Origin of the sequence: Nonlabens sp., assembly GCF_965657255.1 — a bacterium.
GTDB lineage: Bacteria > Bacteroidota > Bacteroidia > Flavobacteriales > Flavobacteriaceae > Nonlabens.
Map to the genome: position 1 here is coordinate 374720 of NZ_CBFHNM010000001.1, position 19155 is coordinate 393874.

Here is a 19155-nt window from a genome sequence, read left to right on the forward strand (position 1 = left end):
ACTTATCATTTATCTACTAAGAATACGAACTATTCTTCCTCATCAGAATAATCCGGATATAGAAATGAGTTATAAGGGAAACGCTTCACATGAATCTCTCTTACTCGGTCATATACTTTCTTACGGAAGTCTTCCATATTTTCTTTCTCAGTGGCCGATATAAAAATTACATCTTCACCCATTTTTGCCATCCAGGTTTCTTTCCATTCTTCTAAAGAATAATGAGCAGATGTACGTTCTTCCATCAAGTCGGTTTCGTCATAATCTTGAGGCTTATAAGCATCAATTTTATTGAAAACCATGATTATAGGCTTATCGTTTGCATCTATTTCTCCTAAAATCCTATTTACAGAAGCAATATGATCCTCAAAAGATTCATGAGAAATATCAACTATATGAAGTAGTAAATCTGATTCCCGTACTTCGTCCAGAGTAGATTTGAAAGATTCAACTAATTGTGTAGGTAATTTTCTGATAAACCCTACCGTATCTGTTAACAAAAACGGCATGTTACGCAATACTACTTTTCTTACCGTTGTGTCTAAAGTTGCAAATAGTTTATTTTCTGCAAACACTTCGCTTTTAGAAACCACATTCATTAATGTGCTTTTACCTACGTTAGTATATCCCACTAGAGAAACTCGAACTAGTGCGCCACGATTACCACGCTGTGTTGACATTTGCTTATCGATAGTCAGTAGTTTCTTTCTCAATAAGGTAATACGATCACGTACAATACGTCTATCGGTTTCAATCTCTGTCTCTCCAGGACCGCGCATTCCTATACCACCTTTTTGTCTTTCAAGGTGCGTCCATAATCCTACTAATCGAGGTAACAAGTATTCATACTGCGCCAGTTCTACTTGTGTGCGTGCATAACTAGTTTGCGCTCGCTGAGCAAAAATATCAAGTATTAGATACGTTCTATCAATGATTTTTGCTTCAAGAATTTTCTCTATGTTTTTTTGCTGTGCAGGAGAAAGCTCGTCATCAAAAATGACGGTTCCTATATTATGAGTTCTAACATAAGCCGCAACCTCTTCCATTTTACCTTTTCCTATAAATGTTTTAGGATTGGGTTTCTGCATTTTTTGATGGAAGCGTTTGCTAATGCTCGCGCCAGCGGTATAAGCCAGAAACTCTAGCTCGTCCATATATTCATTAAGCTTATCCTCATTTTGCTGTTGGGTCACAACACCTACAAGAATGGCTTTTTCGTATTCGTGATTTTGTAATTCTAACATAAAAGTTTTTGAATGTAAACAAAGATACTTTTTTAGATGAAAGAATAGTAATGTTTAATAATAGGTTAGGAAATGAAGTTGCGAGTTTAGAGTTAAATGAATTCAAGAGATAAAATTCAAGATTCGAAAGCAAAAAAAATTATGAAGGACTAGCCCATTAATCGCTACGCTCTATACACTGCTGGCTCAAGAGAAAAGACTTTGAATTTAGATGGCTTGAATTTAAAAATCTATTTAACTAAAAAACCTAGTTGCGCAGGACACAACTAGGTTTTAAAATTCTATAATCTACCTTTTACTTATTCAATAAAGCTTTTGCATTATCAATAGCTTGCATAGTTTTATCTCTAAGGTTTTTTATTTCCTCAACTTCTTGTTCTAAAACTGGCATTTTTTTATCGATCGCCTCTTTAGTTTCAGGAGAAGGGTCGCCATAAGGAAACTTTTCAGAATAATCCTTCATCCACGTCATCATACCGTCGTGAGATGCTTTTAATTCTTCTGCAGTACTAGAAATTGCTGTCTGATCTGATAATTCACCAGCCTCAGCTTTTTCAGTAATTTCACCTTTCAATTCCATCAGTTCGCCCATTTTAGGCATGATTTCATCGTGTACTTCCATGGCCTCTGTCATTAAAGCATCATAGGCTTCTATTTGGGTGGCAAGTGCATTCTCCTCTGCAGTAGCCTCGTTTTTACAAGAAGTCAATGTAAGCATTGCTATTGCAATTATATAAATAGCGTTTTTCATAATTTTGATTTTAGTTTGCTGTTTTACAATTATATAGGTTCAAATAAAACCCATTCAATTTATCTAGTTTGTAAATATAAATAAGACTTTGAATAGGTTTTATAATCATCTATAATAAATTAAAAAGCATATTGAACACCAGCTGTGAATACGTCTTGATTTTTAAGTTGTACACCGTTAAACTGCTGCGCCAGCGGTAAACTGTATTCTAACCCTAATCTAAAACCTTTCAAAGAACCAGTAGGAGCATAAAGGTTCACGCCTAAACCTCCATTTAGAAAAGTTCCACCAGAATTTGCCGTGTCAGCAGTAATCACCATTAACGGATTCAAATCTGGATTCACTCCATCAGTATCTTCTACAGCAACAGCTTCAATACGTGTAGAAATGCTCAACCAGTCTGTAGCTTTGTAAGCTGCCCAGTTGTTCCAGTTTAAACGATCACCTAAAGTATAACCGTTGTCATTCTCGCCAAATCTTTTTTCACCTCTTACTTGAGAACCCCAAGAGAAACACTTGCTTTGACCTAAATAAGTAAATGCAAGAATACCACTATACGTTCCACTTCCTATTTGCATAGGATAAGGCAAGATCACCTCGTTGCCCATACTCGCAGGCGTTACATCTTCATTATCTATGCCGCCAGTAGGAAGAGAAATACCTAGTTGACCATGAATACTATAAGAAGATTTCTTGAACAACTTATACAAGGCAGATAATGAAGTATCGCCTAAACCACTAGAAGTAGTAGTGAAATTACCACCCATCGCGGTAAGGTGCTCCATACTCATATCCATGTACATAGTCATCGCCATAAGAGTTAACCTATCTGTAGGAGCATACATCGCACCTAGCATGTGCATATTCATACTCATTTCTGTAGGAGTAACCATATACTGGCCGCCATTAGGACGTAAAACACTTTCAAAAGAAACATCGTCGCTGCCACGTCTCAAATCTTCCATGGTGGTGGTTGCAAATCGGTAAGAAACCATAAACTCGCCTTTTGCATGAGTGTGATCACCCATCACATTAATAGGTGCGTGTCCATCAGGACGATTTCCAGTGTAAATATGATCTGTTGAATTGTTGTTATCGCTTTGCGCGAAAGCTGACATACCTGCCAGTAATAATGCTATAATCTGAATTTTTTTCATAATAAATAAGTTATGCTAAGATTTCATTGAGAAACCAAAGCAATGGTAAAATAAGTTTCCTAGTTCATTCAATGTCTAAGAAATAAGTCAAGCCTATATTATGAAAAATACCGTGGTGGTGGCTTATAATTCCAGTAACTAGTAAAACTATAGGAATTGTGATACGCAAAATTATCAGTGCTTTTTAAGAAAACACCTTGTTTCCAACTAAACTGATCTGGAGACTGAAAATAAAGCGGATAAAAAGCGTTGCTTAATTGTACTGATTTTGAATTTGAATTGGTAGTGTCTTTATCGGCAGTGAATGAAATGGTTTTACCTAAATGACATTTACCATTACATTTTAATTGTGGTCGTTCTTTATTGACACAATATTTTGCCACAATCGCATCCATATTCAATTGAAAATAGAGGTAATAACTAGCCTGATATGCGGGACGCAAAGCAAAAGTCGTTAACATGAAAAGGGCAAAAGCAGTTTTGATATCCTTTTTTTTGCAAAGATAAATGACATCATAAAACGTTCGCTTATATTTTAAAGTAAATTTTAAGTTCATGTAATTCTATTCTGTTTTGTTAGACTTACTTTTGGATCAATTAAATTAAAAACGTCTATTTGTTCCCTATTGCTTTTCATCCTATTTATCAGCATCCGTTACCAGAAGGACATCGTTTCCCTATGCTTAAATACGAATTGCTGCCGCAACAGCTTCTTCATGAAGGAACAGCAATAGAAACAGATTTCTTTAAACCTAGCAAATTATGCGATGAAGTAGACGTGTTAAGAGTTCATACCGATCAGTATCTACAAGATTTAAAAGAATTAACACTGAATAAAAGAGCTGCGAGAAAATTAGGGTTTCCCTTAAGTGAGCAACTAGTAGAACGAGAGTTGAGAATTGCACAAGGCACTATAGAAGGTTGTTTAAAAGCCTATGATCATAGAGTAGCTATGAATATTGCTGGCGGCACGCATCACGCTTATACAGACCATGGCGAGGCATTTTGTTTACTCAATGATCAAGCGATTGCTGCCAGATACTTGCAACATCGCGGTCTTGCAGAAAAAATATTGATTGTAGATCTAGACGTACATCAAGGCAATGGAACTGCAGAAATTTTTCAAAACGATGATAGTGTGTTCACCTTTTCTATGCATGGCGCTGGTAATTATCCGTTTAAAAAAGAACACTCAGATCTAGACATAGCTGTACCGGATGGTTCTGAAGATCAATATTACCTCAACGAACTTAAAAATACATTACCAGATCTCATTACTCAAGAACAACCAGACTTTATATTTTATTTATGTGGCGTAGACGTTTTGGAAAGCGATAAATTAGGCAAACTAAGTATGACGCTCGATGGTTGTAAAGAGAGAGATCGCTTTTCTTTATCCGCTTTCGCGAAAGCGAGAACAACAAGAAATTCCATCGTCCCAGTGCAATGCAGCATGGGCGGCGGTTATTCTCCAGAAATTAAGACAATAATCGAAGCGCATGCCAATACGTTTAGGGTTGCGAGGTCTGTTTTTAACTAAAAAAAGCCGTACAAATTTGCACGACTTTAATTGTTTGCATTAAGTAAACTAGTAATTAGTTAAGCCATCCTTTTTGACGAACACTGCGTGCAAATAACCAAAGTAAAACAGAGAAAATAGCAACCATGATCATCAGCACTTTGTCTGCTGTCATCATCATACTCCAGGCATCAACTGTGATTTCATAAACACGGCATATAATAACCGCAATGAATGAAAGAAGAGCTAGCAACACCGCTTGCTTTTTCTTGAAAAGTAGCGAGATACAAGCAAATAGTCCAGCAGAAACCGCTACTCCATATGCCCAAGTATACCAACTAGGGTAACTTTTATAGAAATCTATTTGTTCTTGAGTATAACCATCCATAAATGCATCGCTACTTGCCATTGCTTCTGCACTCCATGCGCCTACGCCCATAAGATTCCATAACAGAAAAAGGATTGTCACAATCCAAAACCACATTTTAGGTTGAGTAGAATAAGCCATATTTTGATATATTTAGGTTAGGACTGTAAGTTAATAAAAAGTTAATTAATAGATTATGGCTTTTGCGAAAGCAAAATCTTACAAATTAAGCTTACTAAACATAAAAAGTTGTGGAAAATCAATTATCACCAACGCAATCGATTGATTTATTAAAAATAAATTAAATTACCGACCTTAAACAGCCTTATCTATGAATAAAAAATCCATGAAACCAGAAAGCCTAATGATGTCTTATGGTTATCAACCAGAATTATCTGAAGGAGCTATAAAATGCCCTGTTTTTTTAACATCAACATTTGTATTCAAAACCGCCGAAGAAGGAAAGGCATTTTTTGAACTTGCTTATGGTAAAAGAGAGCCTTTTCCACAAGAAGAAATGGGATTAATTTACAGCCGTATTAACAATCCAAATTTAGATATTCTGGAAAACAGATTGAAACTTTGGGATAATGCAGACGATTGTGCTGTTTTTGAAAGTGGTATGAGTGCTATCTCTACGGTTCTTCTTGAATTTTTGAAACCTGGTGATTTACTATTATATAGTTCTCCTACTTATGGTGGGACCGATCATTTTATCAATCATTTCTTGCCTAAAATAGGTGTTCACACGGTAGGTTTTACTTCAGAAATGAATGAAGAACAAGTATATAATGTGATTAAAAAAACTGGTCATTCTAGTAGATTGACACATGTACATCTGGAAACACCTGCAAATCCCACTAACGCACTTATCGATATAGAAATGGTGCGACGAGTAGTAGATCGTTTTGAAACAGAAGAAAAAGTAACCGTTGGAGTAGATAATACCTATATGGGACCTTTATGGCAGCATCCTTTACAACATGGTGCTGATCTTGTGATGTACAGCGCGACAAAATACATAGGCGGACACAGTGACTTAATCGCTGGTGCTGTATTAGGAAATGCAGAAGTTATGTTACGTGTAAAAACATTACGTACTTTTTTAGGAAATATGGCATCACCACATACTGCCTGGATGCTGCTGCGCAGTCTGGAAACCTTAAAGATAAGAATGGAAGCCATGCAAGCAAATGCAATTCAAGTAGCAAATTTCTTAAAGGATCATGATAAAGTGGCACAAATTAATTACCTGGGCTTAATTGAGGAAGGAACTCGCAATTACGAGATTTATAAACAACAATGTTCTGGTCCAGGAGCTATGGTTAGTTTTCAAATTAAAGGTGGCGAGAAAGAAGCTTTTAAATTCTTAAACTCTTTAAAATTAATCAAACTTGCTGTAAGTCTAGGAGGAACTGAAAGTCTTGCAGAACACCCTAAAAGCATGACACACGCTGGTGTTGATGAACATCATTTAGAAAGCATCAATGTTACAGATGCATTGATACGACTGTCTATAGGTGTAGAAAATTATGAGGATTTGATATGGGATATTTCTCAAGCGATGGAAAAAGTATCGATTCCTTCTTAAGCATCAGTTTAAAAAATCATTGCATTTAAAACCTTTGAGAAAACATAAAGCTAGAAGAACTATTTTTTCTAGCTTTTTTTATTCTGAGTTTTGGCACTTTCTTTGCCTATAAATATGCGAACTTTGCAAAAGCACCGTTATTCTTATTATGAAAACAAGATTATCCGTTTTATTAATTGTCATTTTTATAACTTTAATCAGTAATGCGCAAGATCAAACCGTTACAGTTGAATTGCCTTTATCCGATAACTGCAAAACCTTACTAAGTAAAAAACTAGACTTTCTTATCGATGGAAGCTTTCAAGATGAGGCTTCTCTTCAAAAGGAAATAGCAAGGTTAAAAAAATGTGGACTGGATGATTTTGACGTGAAGTTTTTTGGCCGCATGGAATCCATGTCTGCTATGTTGCGCAAAATGACAAAAGAAAACCAGTTGGAACAACTCACTTTTGAAGATCTATTTACAGAGATTGAAAAAATGAAAGCCACCCATGGATTTCAAGAAATGAAAAAGATCACTCAGTTATCTGAAACACTTGCAACACGAGTAGGAAGTCTGAAAAATTGGAACAGAGACATTAAAATTTTTCAGGAATTAGGAGCTTCAAAAAATATTATTGCACAAGTATTTGAATATCTAGAATCTCATCCTGAAAATACTAAGACCTATCAAGAGATATTAGAAGACTTTAAAAAGTAAAGAGAACAGAATATATGTGGTATTACAAATTAAATTTTTGGTTTACCTCACGTATTTTATTCTATAACTGCTGTTTTTCGTTTTTAAGTCTTGCAAAGGCAGATCCTTACTCGACCATTTTTGTATTTCTCACAGGCGGTTTTTTAGTTGGCTCTTTTGCACAAAGAATGCTTCACAAGCAAGAAGAATACGTTTTTCAAAATCTAGGTATTTCTAATTTACAGCGGTATGGGTTTTCTTATGTATTACACATGTGTATTGCCGTTTTAGCTGCTGGGTTCCTTTATATCTTAATGAATTATGTCTAGTATCCATGTACATATTAATTCTTATCAAGTAGGTGGATTTAAGAAAACGACATTACTCAACAACCTAGAGTTGAACTTAAACACAGGAGAAATCATAGGTCTTTTGGGTAGAAATGGTTGCGGGAAATCTTCTTTAATGAATGTGATTTTTGGAAAATATAAAGCAGATTGCATTGCTCATTTTGATGGAAAGCCTATTCAATTAAGAAACCATCTAAAACACGAGTTAGTTGCCTATTTACCTCAAGATCCTTTTATGGTAGGATCTGGAAGTGTGGTAGATGCAGTGCAAATGTGGTATCCCAATCCAGAAGATCAGGATAAAATTTTATACGAGCCGCTTATCCATAAAGTACACCATGTAAAAGTAAAAGCTCTTTCTATAGGAGAACGACGGTTTTTAGAATTTTTGCTCATCATTTATACCAATAGGTCATTTATTTTACTAGATGAGCCATTTTCTATGCTCGCGCCTTTACAAATAGAGCGAGTAAAAAAAATCATCACTGCTATTCAACCCAATAAAGGTATTTTGATAAGTGATCATTATTACCAAAATGTGCTTCAATTGGCAAATTCTAGTTTTGTGCTCAAAGATTCTAAATTCATCCCTGTTGAAGATGAAGAAGATTTGAAGAGACAACTTTATATTTAGATAATCTTTGCTATTTTGTTTAAATAGTTTAATAAAATCCGCTTTCGCGAAAGCGGAATCAACCACACATATTTGAAAACACTAGTTGTTTAATCGAATAGAGTCACTTAACTTTTTAACCTCAGCAATCGTGGTTTTATATGTTTTCTTATTGGGATTACTCATGTAATTAAATTCTGTAAGAAGCTCTTCAACTAGCTCTTTTGCCTCTTCTTGTTTTCCTCTATCAACAAGAAATTGAGCAAGTACGAGTCGTTCTTGATAATTAGAATATCTAACATCAAGAGCTCTCAAATGTTTTTCAGCATTATTTAATTTCCCTAAAGCTTTATAAGATAATCCCAGAAAGAAAATAATTTTAGAAGCTCTGAATTCTGAATTTGCTCTAAGTGATTTTGCCAGCTCTATAACTTTATCAAAATGACCTAAGTGATAGTTAGCAATAACTAATTGTTCTTGCACATAAACATCATTTTTATGAGCGCCATCCAGTATAATTTGGTAATTTTCTACCGCATTTTGATATTCTTGTTTATCAAAATAAGCATCAGCTAGTGCCAGTCTATTAGCAAAAGTATCAGAGAATTTTACTTTTTCAATCAGATCTTTGATTCTCTTTGCTGGTTGGATAGTCGTAGTGATCTCTTCTCCTATCATTTGAGCGTCCTGACTATTAAAAACTTTCATAAACAGATAGATCAATGATCCTATTGCTGGTAAAAAGAATATGATCGCATACCAGTAATACTCATTTCTATTCTTGTAAATATGATAAAAGCAAAATATTTGAACCGCTATAGTAAGGTAGTAAAGAATCATAAATAAGTTACTTAGATCGTTGCTGACTGCGCTTTTCCCAATTTTTACGGGCTAGCTGCTGCATGTCTTCTACATTATCGCTCTCATCCATGATTTCAAGACCCAACATAGTTTCTATAACGTCTTCCATGGTGGCAACACCTTGTGCGCTTCCATAATCATCTACTACCAGTGCCATGTGCTCTTTTGAGGCAATCATCGCTTCAAAAAGCTTTGGGATAGGTAGATTCATAGGAACGATGGTTAGTTCTCTACGTAAGTCTTCTAGAGTTTCTGCCGGCTTATCATATATAATATCTGCCAGAATGTGATCTTTTAAAACATAACCTTTAATATCGTCCCTGTTTTTTCCAAAAACCGGAATACGAGAAAATCTTAAATCCTGATTTTGTTCAAAAAAGTCTTTAATTTTCATGTTTTGCGGTGCCATAAACATCACTGATCGTGGTGTCATGATATCTTTTACTTCAATAGTATTAAAGTTCATCAAGCTTTTTATGTATTGGCCTTCTGTAGGTTCAAAAACACCTTCTTGTTCTGCCGTTTCGGTGATAGCGACAAAATCCTCTCTAGTCATCGTATTCATATGTGCACTTTTACCTATTGCCTTTGTAGTCAATTGAAGTATCCATAAAACCCCAGTCCATTTCAATGGAAAAATCATGATGTTAAGGGATGTAGTAGTGAAGCCCGCAAGACTTTTCCAGTAGGTAGCACCTATAGTTTTAGGAATTATTTCAGAAACAACAAGAATTAGAACCGTCATGATCCCAGAGACAATACCAACAAATGGGATTCCTAAATAACTACTGTTATAACCACTACCTCTAACCATATTCTCTGCTTGTACACCTACAAGAATAGCTCCTACAGTATGCGCTAGTGTATTTAAGGTAAGGATGGCTATTAATGGCTTATCCACATCCTCTTTTAACGCTTTAAGTGATGGAACGTAAGATTTACCTTCTTGTTCTTGCACTTTGATAAAGGTAGATGTGACACTTAAAAGTACTGCTTCTAATATGGAACATAAAAACGAAAAGAAAATTGATACGACCGCATAAACGATAAGTAATCCCATGGTAGTTGATTTGTAAGAAACAAAAATACACAATTCAATTTCTGTGATTACTAATTTGTTGCTAAGAGATCAGTTATCCTGTTGAAGCTCTATTCTATTTTAAAATCGTTTCAAATTAGCAACTTATTTTTCCAAATTCTTAATTTAAGGAACAAGGATTGCTTTGCTCAAAACAAGCAATTCATCTCATAAAATTAAAGGAAATACTTTTACTTAGGTAAGCTACCTGTAAACAACCACGCCTTTTCAAACCCTAAGGCTCTTAATTTATTAAGCTCATTGATGGCATCATTGCGTTCTATAAAGCTAGAAAAAGCAACATTATGAAGACCGTAAGAGTTAACACCTATTCGTTTTGCGTTATAGCCCTTATTTTGCAACTGCGCAACACGTTTATCTGCATTTGCTGGATCTCTAAAAGCACCTGCTACAATATGATAGTTCTTTTCTAAGGGTGCTACATCTAAATGTATACTAGGTAAAGGCTCACTAATTAAGAAGCTAGCGCTTTCTATTTTAGTGCTCACAACTTTATCTGCCATTTGCTCTACAGCAATCGCATCTTGTTGCGTTCTATCCTTGTAAGCGTTAAATCCTACATAACTTAATCCTAATAAAACCACTCCTACAGCAGCATAGCGCACCCAAGGACCAGAGTTAGATTTAGGAGTCTCTAAAGTTACAACAGGAACTTCTTTTACAGCTTCTTCTTGAATCTCATTCACTGTCTCAAATACAGGGACACGATCAACTGCAAATGTTTCATGAGAAGAAAGTCCGAAAGCCTCTGGAAGATAATTTACCAGATACATAGGTATAAACTGCAATGCATTCTCTTCACTTCTTGAAAAACGACCTACTTTATGAATAGTTACAGAACCATTATCATCCATTTCTTGATCTAAGAAACGCACATAATCGCGTATTTCTTGAACCGCTTCTTGATAAGAAATATTTGCTACACTTACTATATAACTAGCTAGAAGACCGTCATTTTGTTGGATTTGAGCATTGAAGCTCAAGCCTTTCTTAGGTGGATATATCGTATGGCTACTAGCAAAATGTTGCGCAGAAACACGGCGTGAAATAAACGCACCAAAATTTGGCACCACAACACATTCGTGTCGGTATAATAAGTCTGATATGTAAGTAGCGATTTGCATAACACAAACATATAAATTTATACAAAACGATCAAGCACTTGCAGCAACTAGTTATTAAGAAAATCAAACTGCTGTAGCTAACTCATTAATTTATAACGATTCCGCTTTCGCGAAAGCAAAATTTTTACAATCATTTAACCGAAACTAACCAGCAAATACCTTTAATTTGTCGCATTACAAATAGCCCTTTTTATGATCAGTATCTTGCTGCAACAAGTAAACGATAGCGGCCCAATTTATAAAGAAACTATAATGGGGCGTTTTCCTGTAGAACCGTTCAATACAGCAAGTAATCTTATATTTTTAGCATCTACTATATATTTCAGTATTTTAATCTATAAATCTGAGAAAAAGCATTGGTTTTTGATGTGTTGTATGCCGCAATTTTTTGCAGGATTTGTAGGTGGCACCATATATCATGCAACACGCAGTGATGAATTTTGGCTTCTACTAGATTGGGTACCTATAATTGTTTTATGTCTCGCTTGCTCTTTGTATTTTATTTTTAGATCGCCAGTTACCAGCTGGGAAAAGTTAGCGCTTGCCATTGCGATTATAGCCTTTAATATCATTCCGTATCTATTACCTATTCCTAAAGGCTATAGAAACTCTATGGGTTATGTAGGAACGGCGATTGCCTTTTTATTACCTATTTTCCTTTATTGCTACCATCATAAATGGAAACATTTTAAGGATATCATATATACCTTATTAGCAATAACAACGGCTATTTTATTTAGAACATTAGATAAAAAGTATGATATCGCTTTTCTCTATATGGGAACACACTGGCTGTGGCATACTTTCGGTGGTATCGCTGTATTTTTCTTGATGAGATATATTTATTTGGACAACGAGAATTCAGAGCGACATATGACTAGATAGCCTCTAAAATGTTTAAATTTGCCAGCTTATAATGTGAGACCATGCTGGACAAAGTAAAAGAACATATTGAGAAAGTACAAGACTTCAAAGCAGATTCTAAAGATGCTATAGAAGCTTTTAGAATTGAGTATTTAGGAAGTAAAGGACTGCTCAAAGATTTATTTGCAAAATTTAAAGAAGTACCTAATGAGCAAAAGAAAGCTTTTGGTCAAGCCATTAATGAATTAAAGCAAAAGGCTACTGATAAGGTCAACTCGTTAAGAGAAAATATAGAATCTAAAGAGGAAGACGCTGGAATTTACGGTGATTTAACTCGTACAGGTTACCCAATGGAGATAGGTGCTAGACATCCTATATCCATTGTGAAAAATCAAATTATCGATGTTTTTTCTAGAATTGGGTTTAACGTAAGTGAAGGTCCAGAAATAGAAGATGACTGGCACAATTTTACAGCTCTTAATCTACCAGCACACCATCCAGCAAGAGATATGCAGGATACCTTTTTTATACAGACCGATCCAGATGTTTTACTAAGAACACATACTTCTAGTGTACAAGTACGTTACATGGAAGATAACAAACCACCTATCAGGACCATTTCTCCAGGTCGTGTTTTCCGTAATGAAGCGATAAGTGCACGTGCACATTGTATTTTTCATCAAGTAGAAGGATTGTACATTGATAAAGACGTAAGTTTTGCAGACATGAAACAAACGTTATTGCATTTTACGCAAGAAATGTTCGGTAAATCAAAAATACGTTTACGACCTTCTTATTTTCCGTTCACAGAACCTAGTGCAGAAATTGATATTTACTGGGGTCTAGAAACAGAAACTGATTATAGAATCACAAAAGGAACCGGTTGGTTAGAAATAGGTGGCTGTGGTATGGTAGATCCTGCCGTACTCACTAATTGTGGCATCGATCCAGAGGAGTACAGTGGTTTTGCCTTTGGAATGGGTGTGGAACGTATTGCCATGTTGTTATATCAAATAGGTGATATACGTATGTTTTTTGAGAACGATGTTCGTTTTTTGAAGCAATTTTCTAACGCATTGTAGTTTTGATCTCTAAACTCATTTTTGTTTACAACGCAAACTCTGGAACGATCAACTCGCTCATGGATAGCGCACATAAAATGATAAGTCCAGCAACTTATGACTGTCATTTGTGTGATCTTACATTTGGAGTTTTTAAAGAAAAGGAATTGTGGTCTCGCTTTCGCGAAAGCATGAAACAAACTCATCCTGCTCTACAGTTAGAATTCCTTCATAAAGATGAGTTTGAAAAGCAATACTGGTCCAAATGGCTGCCTAAATACAGTTACCCTATTATTTTGAGTACATCTGATGAAGTACAGGATTACAATGACGGTTTTGGAACCAACTCTGGTATGGATATATTTTTGAGTGCTGAAGAAATGAAAGCAATTGAAAGTGTGGAAGCTTTGATCTTAAAAATTCAAAATAAGTTTTAAGTATGAAAAAAGACCTTGTTTTCCCAGAAGTAAAAGACGTTCACATTGCGGTGGTTAAAGAGTGGAATGAAGATTTTACATCCCACGATTGGATCATTTATTTAATTAACAACAGCAATGAAACGCTAGACTCTGTAATGGTAATGACACGCGGTAAGCATCGTGATGGTCGTAAAACAAGTACATTTAGACATGCATTTCCTGTTGTTCTAGGAAACACAGCAATTAAGGTAGAACTAATCATGGAAGAAGTTTTTCCTTTCCTAAATGAATTTACGGTAACTTATTTTATAGGATCTACATTATATGACGCCACTTTTATGGCCGCTCCTAACACTATTCACGAAAAGAATTTTACCAACTTACCGGTTTTAGAAAAAGAGGGGTTTCTGCTCAAATAACTGTACAATTTAGTAGTTATCATCTTATAATCTAGTACATAAACCCTTATTTTAATTCTTTAATTAATTGACTAATAAGCGCTTAAAGCTAATATTTACTGATTATTAACACACAAAACGGCTATTTACAGCGTTTATCACAAACTTTCCCAAAAAAAGGGAATTCTAGTTAATACGAGGTTAAAACAGGTTAGTTCTGAAACCAAAACTACACTTAACTAGTATATGTGTATGAATCATAAACTAAAAAACACCTTATTATGAAAAAATCAAGAATTTTAAGTATCGCGTTAGTAGCAGTTGCACTTTTTGTTGGACAATCTACATTTGCTCAAGATAGCAAAATGAAGAAAGAAAAAACAGTAATGGTAGGTGGAGCAGAAATGTATCCTTCAAAAAATATCATTGAAAATGCTGTAAATTCAAAAGATCATACTACACTAGTTGCAGCAGTAAAAGCAGCAGGATTAGTAGATGTTTTATCTGGAGAAGGTCCTTTTACAGTATTTGCACCAACAAATGCAGCATTTGAAAAATTACCTTCAGGAACAGTAGGTACTTTATTAAAACCAGAAAATAAAGAAGCTTTACAAGGTGTTTTAACGTACCACGTAATCGCTGGAAAATTTAATGCCGGAGATGTTATTGCATTAATTAAAAAGAACGACGGAAAAGCAACTGTAAAAACAGTAGCTGGATCTGACATTACATTATCCCTAAAAAATGGTAAAGTAATGATTACAGATGTCAACGGTGGAATGTCTACTGTAACAATTGCAGATGTAAATCAATCAAATGGAGTTATTCATGTAATTGATACAGTGCTACTTCCTAAAATGTAATTTCCCTTTTAAACATTTGTCTAGTCCTAAATAACCGATACAGATTATTAAAGGATTAAATCTATTATTTAAATCTCAATGAAGCTAACTTCATTGAGATTTTTTGATTTATACGTTTTTCTTGTTAGTTGATTCTGTTTGTGCATTTGATTAGGTGTAGGCATATGATTAGAGAGGTGTGGAATGAATGAGGTATATATTTCAATAGGTTTCTGAACGAGTGTTTTCTTTAGCTTTATGTTTTGGCTGTTCATAATAATAAAGAATTCTTATTTCAAGACACGATTGATTCTCTCTGCAATAGCATTTTGATAAGGGTCATTTTCTTTTGTCATACTTAGTCTAATGTTAATTCTATCTAGCAAAGCCTGATACTCATTAGAGCAATACTGAAGTCCGTTGTCAGAGTGATAAATAAATGGCTGATCTTTATACTTTCCATTGATAAGTGCCATTTCTTATGCTTGAAGTGAGCCTTCTACTGCTAGACTTTGAGATACATTTTAACCGACTATCTTTTTTTGAATAGGCGTCTGTTATCAATGCTATATAAGATGAGTTCTTTCTGTTTCCGATATAGGTAATAACACTTACCCATAACTGTTCCGGTCTGTTTATATCCGTAAAGCTGACTATGTTCTTATACTTCCTAAACCTAGGATGAGAATCAGTTGTTATATGATAGCTTTGTTTAGGTTTTATAAGCATATGATTTGCTCTAAGTATTCTAAAAAGTTTATCTCTTCCTACGTTTAATTCAGAGAGTTGTTTTTGCAGTTTGTCATATAGTTTTCTAGTTCCCATTCTACCCATTACACAACGTATATCATTAACTAAGGCAATAACTTTTTTGCGGTATATTAATTACCAGCTCTTTTTTTTAAATCTCGATAATAGGCCTGTCTATTAAGCACAAGTAGTTACAGGAAGAAACTATTGTTTCTTTATGTTCTTCTTTGAAGTTTTCGATAACTCGGGCTTGTAATTTTTTCTGATCTCGATGTCATATTCCTTTTCTGCCAGATCAAACAGCATATCAAAAACAATCACTTTCTTATCTGCTCGTTCTGTTAGATATGCTGCTCTTGCTTTCTGCTTTTCAAGCAACTTAACTTTTGCCTCTAGCTCTATACTTTTCTGTTCAGATGTGTTAAACATGCTTACAATGGATAAGTTTTCCCAAACAAAGGCACTATATTTACGAAGCATTGCTGTAATAGTTGACCTAGCCTGAACACCATATTTAAAATCAGCATGCAACCTATCGAGTTGTCCTGATTCGATTTCTTCTACTACTTGAAGCTTAAAAGAAAGCGAGTAGTCCTTTGGGGTACGTTTTATATAACTAATGTTTGTAGGTGTTTCCATTACACTAAGATTTTAGTGTATCGCTGTTTTAGGACATGACATTATCAAAATAAAAAAAGCCACTCTTTTCAGAGTGGCCTAACTTTTTATTACTTTAAACGTAATAAGATTACTTACTTCACTAAGTTAATCTCTACACGTCTGTTTTGAGCTTTACCAGCTCTTGTTTTATTAGAAGCTACTGGATTTGACTCTCCATAACCTTTAGAGCTTAAACGGAATTCGTCAATACCATTTTTAACTAAATAATCTTTTACTGAAAGAGCACGAGCTTCAGAAAGTCTTTGGTTAGAAGATTCAGAACCAACACTATCTGTATGACCATCAATAGAGAATTTAGCTTGTGGATATTTATTCAAAATCACAGTAATATCTGCAAGAGTTTGCTCTGATTGCTTTTGTATAGAAGCATTTCCTGTGTTAAATAAAATAGTTTTAGCATATTCATTTAACTGAGCTTGTACTTCTGTAGGTGGAGCGACTGGTCTTGGACAACCATTTAACTCTGCAATACCTGCAACGTCTGGACATTTGTCCATATCATCCTCTACGCCATCATTATCTCTATCCTTAATTGGACAACCTTGTCTAGAAGCAGGACCTACTTCATTAGGACAATTATCATCACCATCAGCAACGCCATCACCGTCAGCATCAGGACAACCCATTAAAGCAACAAGACCAGCAGTTTCTGGACATTTGTCATCTTTATCTAGAACAGTATCTCCATCACTGTCTGGACAGCCATTAGTTTCAGCTGGTCCATAAACATTTGGACAACCATCCTTAGAATCCTCGATACCATCTTTATCTGTATCAGGACAACCCATAAATTCTTCTAAACCAGGGACCGTTGGACAAACATCCTTAGAATCAACAACGCCATCTCCATCAGTATCAACCGCACCCCAAGTAAACTTAAGACCTGCAGTATGCTGAAAGTGCTTTGGAAAAGCATCTTCAAATGCATGCTTATAAGTAGTTTGAATATTTGCATAAATATTATCAACTATTTTAATGTCTAGACCAAAAGTACCATTGAATGTACCAAAACCTTCATCTTCTAATAGTTGGTAAGAACCGCCAACTCCTAGAAAAGGACTTATTGTTTCTCCGTTCCACAACTCTGCAAGATTATATCTTAAACCTGCATCTAAGGAGTAATAAGTCAAATCATCGATTTTATTATCACCAGCAGTATCAATTGTATTTACAGAAAATGCACCAGTAGCGACAATACCATCACCAACATAGTAGCCTACTTCAAACCTAGACGGCGCTGGTAATATATTGTAATGATCTATATTGAAGAATTCATCAAAATAGCCACCTAAGCCACTATCCTCTTCTCCTACTGGATAAGGATCGATAGCGTTAATTCCGACTGCAAAACTCCAGCGATTATCTGAATCCTGGGCAAAACTTGTACTGGCAGAAAGTAATATTGCACCAGCAACTAATAATTTAAAAATATTTTTCATGTTGGGTTTTTTATTTAACACTTAGCAAAATTAAACTGTTCCTCGTATACTACAAGTATCTGAGCAATAAATTTGTCTAAAAAAGCATCTTTTACTGTTTATTTTTTGTTAATTTTAGATAACACCTAATTTTTTTCCGATTTTCTCGAAAGAAGCGATAGCTTTTTCTAAGTGTTTTTGTGAATGTGCAGCACTCAATTGAACCCTTATTCTAGCTTTTTCCTTAGGAACTACTGGATAAAAGAAGCCTATTACATAAATGCCTTCTTCAAGAAGCATATCTGCCATTTGCTGAGATAATTTTGCATCGTATAACATCACTGGTACGATTGCACTTTCTCCATCAACAATATCAAAACCTAAATCTTGCATACCTTTTTTGAAAAAAGCAGTGTTGGTTTGCACTTTATCAATCAACTCTGTGCTTTCATCAATTAATTCTAATGCTTTTATAGATGCACCTACTATAGAAGGAGCTAATGAATTACTAAACAAATAAGGTCTTGAGCGTTGTCTTAAGATCTCAATAACCTCCTTATTTGCACAAGTGTATCCACCCATAGCACCACCTAAAGCTTTTCCTAAAGTACCTGTTACGATATCTACTCTTCCTAAAACACCTTTTGCTTCTAATGTTCCACGACCTGTATCTCCTAAGAATCCAGCTGCATGACATTCATCTACCATGACTAGTGCATCATACTTATCTGCTAGATCACAGATTTTATCAAGTGGCGCTAGCAAACCATCCATAGAAAACACACCATCTGTAACAATCAATTTATATCGTGCACCATCAGCACTTGCTTGCTGTAATTGCTTCTCTAGATCGTCCATGTCTGCAGTTGCATAACGGTAACGACCAGCTTTACACAATCGCACTCCGTCAATAATAGATGCGTGATTTAAAGAATCAGAAATAATTGCATCTTCTTTACCTAATAGAGGTTCAAACACACCACCATTAGCATCAAAACAAGCAGCGTATAAGATAGTATCCTCACAACCATAAAATTCTGCCAGCTTTTGCTCTAGTTCTTTATGAATATCTTGAGTACCACAAATAAAACGCACAGAACTCATTCCAAAACCATGAGAATCAAGCGTATCCTTTGCTGCTTTAATAACTTCTGGATGAGAAGAAAGACCCAAATAATTATTAGCACAAAAATTAATTACTTCAGATCCATCATCTAGTGTAATCACAGCATCTTGCGGAGATGTAATAATGCGTTCCTTCTTATATAGTCCAGCTTCTTTAATTTCAGCTAGTTCTTTTTGTAGGTGTTCTTTAATTGATCCGTACATAGTAGTATTTTTATTTTACAAAGATAACAAGCATATTG

22 protein-coding genes are annotated in these 19155 nt (G+C 35.1%); 10 read left to right on the forward strand and 12 right to left on the reverse strand.

What is annotated here, in order from left to right:
• Positions 1-29: 29 nt before the first annotated feature.
• From hflX to ACTF54_RS01700, 4 genes are all read right to left on the reverse strand, one after another.
• Entirely contained in the window at positions 30-1244 is a 1215-nt protein-coding gene (hflX, locus tag ACTF54_RS01685) for a GTPase HflX (protein WP_438968586.1), read from the reverse strand.
• Between the two features lie 295 nt (positions 1245-1539).
• Entirely contained in the window at positions 1540-1995 is a 456-nt protein-coding gene (locus ACTF54_RS01690; protein WP_347196367.1) for a hypothetical protein, read from the reverse strand.
• 119 nt (positions 1996-2114) lie between these two features.
• Positions 2115-3152: a transporter gene (locus tag ACTF54_RS01695; RefSeq protein ID WP_347196366.1), complete on the reverse strand. Its 1038-nt coding sequence runs from the start codon at positions 3150-3152 to the stop codon at positions 2115-2117.
• Positions 3153-3250: 98 nt separating this feature from the next.
• Entirely contained in the window at positions 3251-3709 is a 459-nt protein-coding gene (locus tag ACTF54_RS01700; RefSeq protein ID WP_438968587.1) for a hypothetical protein, read from the reverse strand.
• A 59-nt stretch (positions 3710-3768) separates the two neighbouring features.
• Here ACTF54_RS01700 and ACTF54_RS01705 point away from each other — a divergent pair, with 59 nt between their 5' ends.
• Positions 3769-4692, forward strand: coding sequence for a histone deacetylase family protein (locus tag ACTF54_RS01705; RefSeq protein WP_347196363.1), 924 nt, complete (start codon positions 3769-3771; stop codon positions 4690-4692).
• 55 nt (positions 4693-4747) lie between these two features.
• On the opposite strand, the gene ACTF54_RS01710 is transcribed toward ACTF54_RS01705, so the two are convergent.
• On the reverse strand, positions 4748-5179 hold the full coding sequence (locus ACTF54_RS01710; RefSeq protein ID WP_347196362.1) for a hypothetical protein: 432 nt from the start codon (positions 5177-5179) through the stop codon (positions 4748-4750).
• 190 nt (positions 5180-5369) lie between these two features.
• Between ACTF54_RS01710 and ACTF54_RS01715 the strand changes: the two genes are divergently transcribed.
• The 4 genes from ACTF54_RS01715 (at position 5370) to ACTF54_RS01730 (ending at position 8292) form a co-directional block, all read left to right on the forward strand.
• Entirely contained in the window at positions 5370-6629 is a 1260-nt protein-coding gene (locus tag ACTF54_RS01715) for a cystathionine gamma-synthase family protein (protein WP_347196361.1), read from the forward strand.
• Between the two features lie 148 nt (positions 6630-6777).
• Positions 6778-7329, forward strand: a complete 552-nt coding sequence (locus ACTF54_RS01720; protein WP_347196360.1) for a hypothetical protein — start codon at positions 6778-6780, stop codon at positions 7327-7329.
• A gap of 14 nt (positions 7330-7343) precedes the next feature.
• A complete protein-coding gene (locus tag ACTF54_RS01725; protein WP_347196359.1) occupies positions 7344-7637 on the forward strand; it encodes a hypothetical protein in 294 nt (97 codons plus the stop codon).
• Complete coding sequence (locus ACTF54_RS01730) at positions 7630-8292, forward strand: ATP-binding cassette domain-containing protein (protein ID WP_438968588.1); 663 nt, start codon at positions 7630-7632, stop codon at positions 8290-8292. Before ACTF54_RS01725 ends, ACTF54_RS01730 begins: the two co-directional genes overlap by 8 nt.
• Before the next feature lie 81 nt (positions 8293-8373).
• On the opposite strand, the gene ACTF54_RS01735 is transcribed toward ACTF54_RS01730, so the two are convergent.
• The 3 genes from ACTF54_RS01735 to ACTF54_RS01745 all read right to left on the reverse strand — a co-directional run bounded on the left by ACTF54_RS01735 (position 8374) and on the right by ACTF54_RS01745 (position 11355).
• The gene (locus ACTF54_RS01735; protein WP_438968589.1) at positions 8374-9111 is read right to left on the reverse strand and encodes a hypothetical protein; all 738 of its coding nucleotides are present in this window, start codon (positions 9109-9111) and stop codon (positions 8374-8376) included.
• A 7-nt stretch (positions 9112-9118) separates the two neighbouring features.
• Positions 9119-10192, reverse strand: a complete 1074-nt coding sequence (locus ACTF54_RS01740; RefSeq protein WP_347196356.1) for a hemolysin family protein — start codon at positions 10190-10192, stop codon at positions 9119-9121.
• Between the two features lie 209 nt (positions 10193-10401).
• Positions 10402-11355: an SPOR domain-containing protein gene (locus ACTF54_RS01745; protein WP_347196355.1), complete on the reverse strand. Its 954-nt coding sequence runs from the start codon at positions 11353-11355 to the stop codon at positions 10402-10404.
• Between the two features lie 192 nt (positions 11356-11547).
• Here ACTF54_RS01745 and ACTF54_RS01750 point away from each other — a divergent pair, with 192 nt between their 5' ends.
• The 5 genes from ACTF54_RS01750 to ACTF54_RS01770 all read left to right on the forward strand — a co-directional run bounded on the left by ACTF54_RS01750 (position 11548) and on the right by ACTF54_RS01770 (position 14960).
• Entirely contained in the window at positions 11548-12240 is a 693-nt protein-coding gene (locus tag ACTF54_RS01750) for a hypothetical protein (protein ID WP_438968590.1), read from the forward strand.
• Positions 12241-12281: 41 nt separating this feature from the next.
• Complete coding sequence (gene pheS / locus ACTF54_RS01755; RefSeq protein WP_347196353.1) at positions 12282-13301, forward strand: phenylalanine--tRNA ligase subunit alpha; 1020 nt, start codon at positions 12282-12284, stop codon at positions 13299-13301.
• A gap of 2 nt (positions 13302-13303) precedes the next feature.
• Positions 13304-13717, forward strand: coding sequence for a GTPase (locus ACTF54_RS01760; RefSeq protein WP_347202036.1), 414 nt, complete (start codon positions 13304-13306; stop codon positions 13715-13717).
• Between the two features lie 2 nt (positions 13718-13719).
• Positions 13720-14118 (forward strand): hypothetical protein, encoded by a 399-nt coding sequence (locus ACTF54_RS01765; RefSeq protein WP_347202035.1) that lies wholly within the window; start codon positions 13720-13722, stop codon positions 14116-14118.
• 260 nt (positions 14119-14378) lie between these two features.
• Entirely contained in the window at positions 14379-14960 is a 582-nt protein-coding gene (locus tag ACTF54_RS01770) for a fasciclin domain-containing protein (RefSeq protein ID WP_347202034.1), read from the forward strand.
• A gap of 269 nt (positions 14961-15229) precedes the next feature.
• On the opposite strand, the gene ACTF54_RS01775 is transcribed toward ACTF54_RS01770, so the two are convergent.
• The 4 genes from ACTF54_RS01775 to kbl all read right to left on the reverse strand — a co-directional run bounded on the left by ACTF54_RS01775 (position 15230) and on the right by kbl (position 19117).
• The gene (locus ACTF54_RS01775) at positions 15230-15415 is read right to left on the reverse strand and encodes a hypothetical protein (RefSeq protein WP_347202033.1); all 186 of its coding nucleotides are present in this window, start codon (positions 15413-15415) and stop codon (positions 15230-15232) included.
• Positions 15416-15893: 478 nt separating this feature from the next.
• Positions 15894-16328: a hypothetical protein gene (locus ACTF54_RS01780; protein ID WP_438968591.1), complete on the reverse strand. Its 435-nt coding sequence runs from the start codon at positions 16326-16328 to the stop codon at positions 15894-15896.
• Positions 16329-16441: 113 nt separating this feature from the next.
• Positions 16442-17809, reverse strand: a complete 1368-nt coding sequence (locus ACTF54_RS01785; protein ID WP_347196430.1) for an OmpA family protein — start codon at positions 17807-17809, stop codon at positions 16442-16444.
• Between the two features lie 114 nt (positions 17810-17923).
• Positions 17924-19117: a glycine C-acetyltransferase gene (gene kbl, locus ACTF54_RS01790; RefSeq protein ID WP_438968592.1), complete on the reverse strand. Its 1194-nt coding sequence runs from the start codon at positions 19115-19117 to the stop codon at positions 17924-17926.
• Positions 19118-19155: the final 38 nt, after the last annotated feature.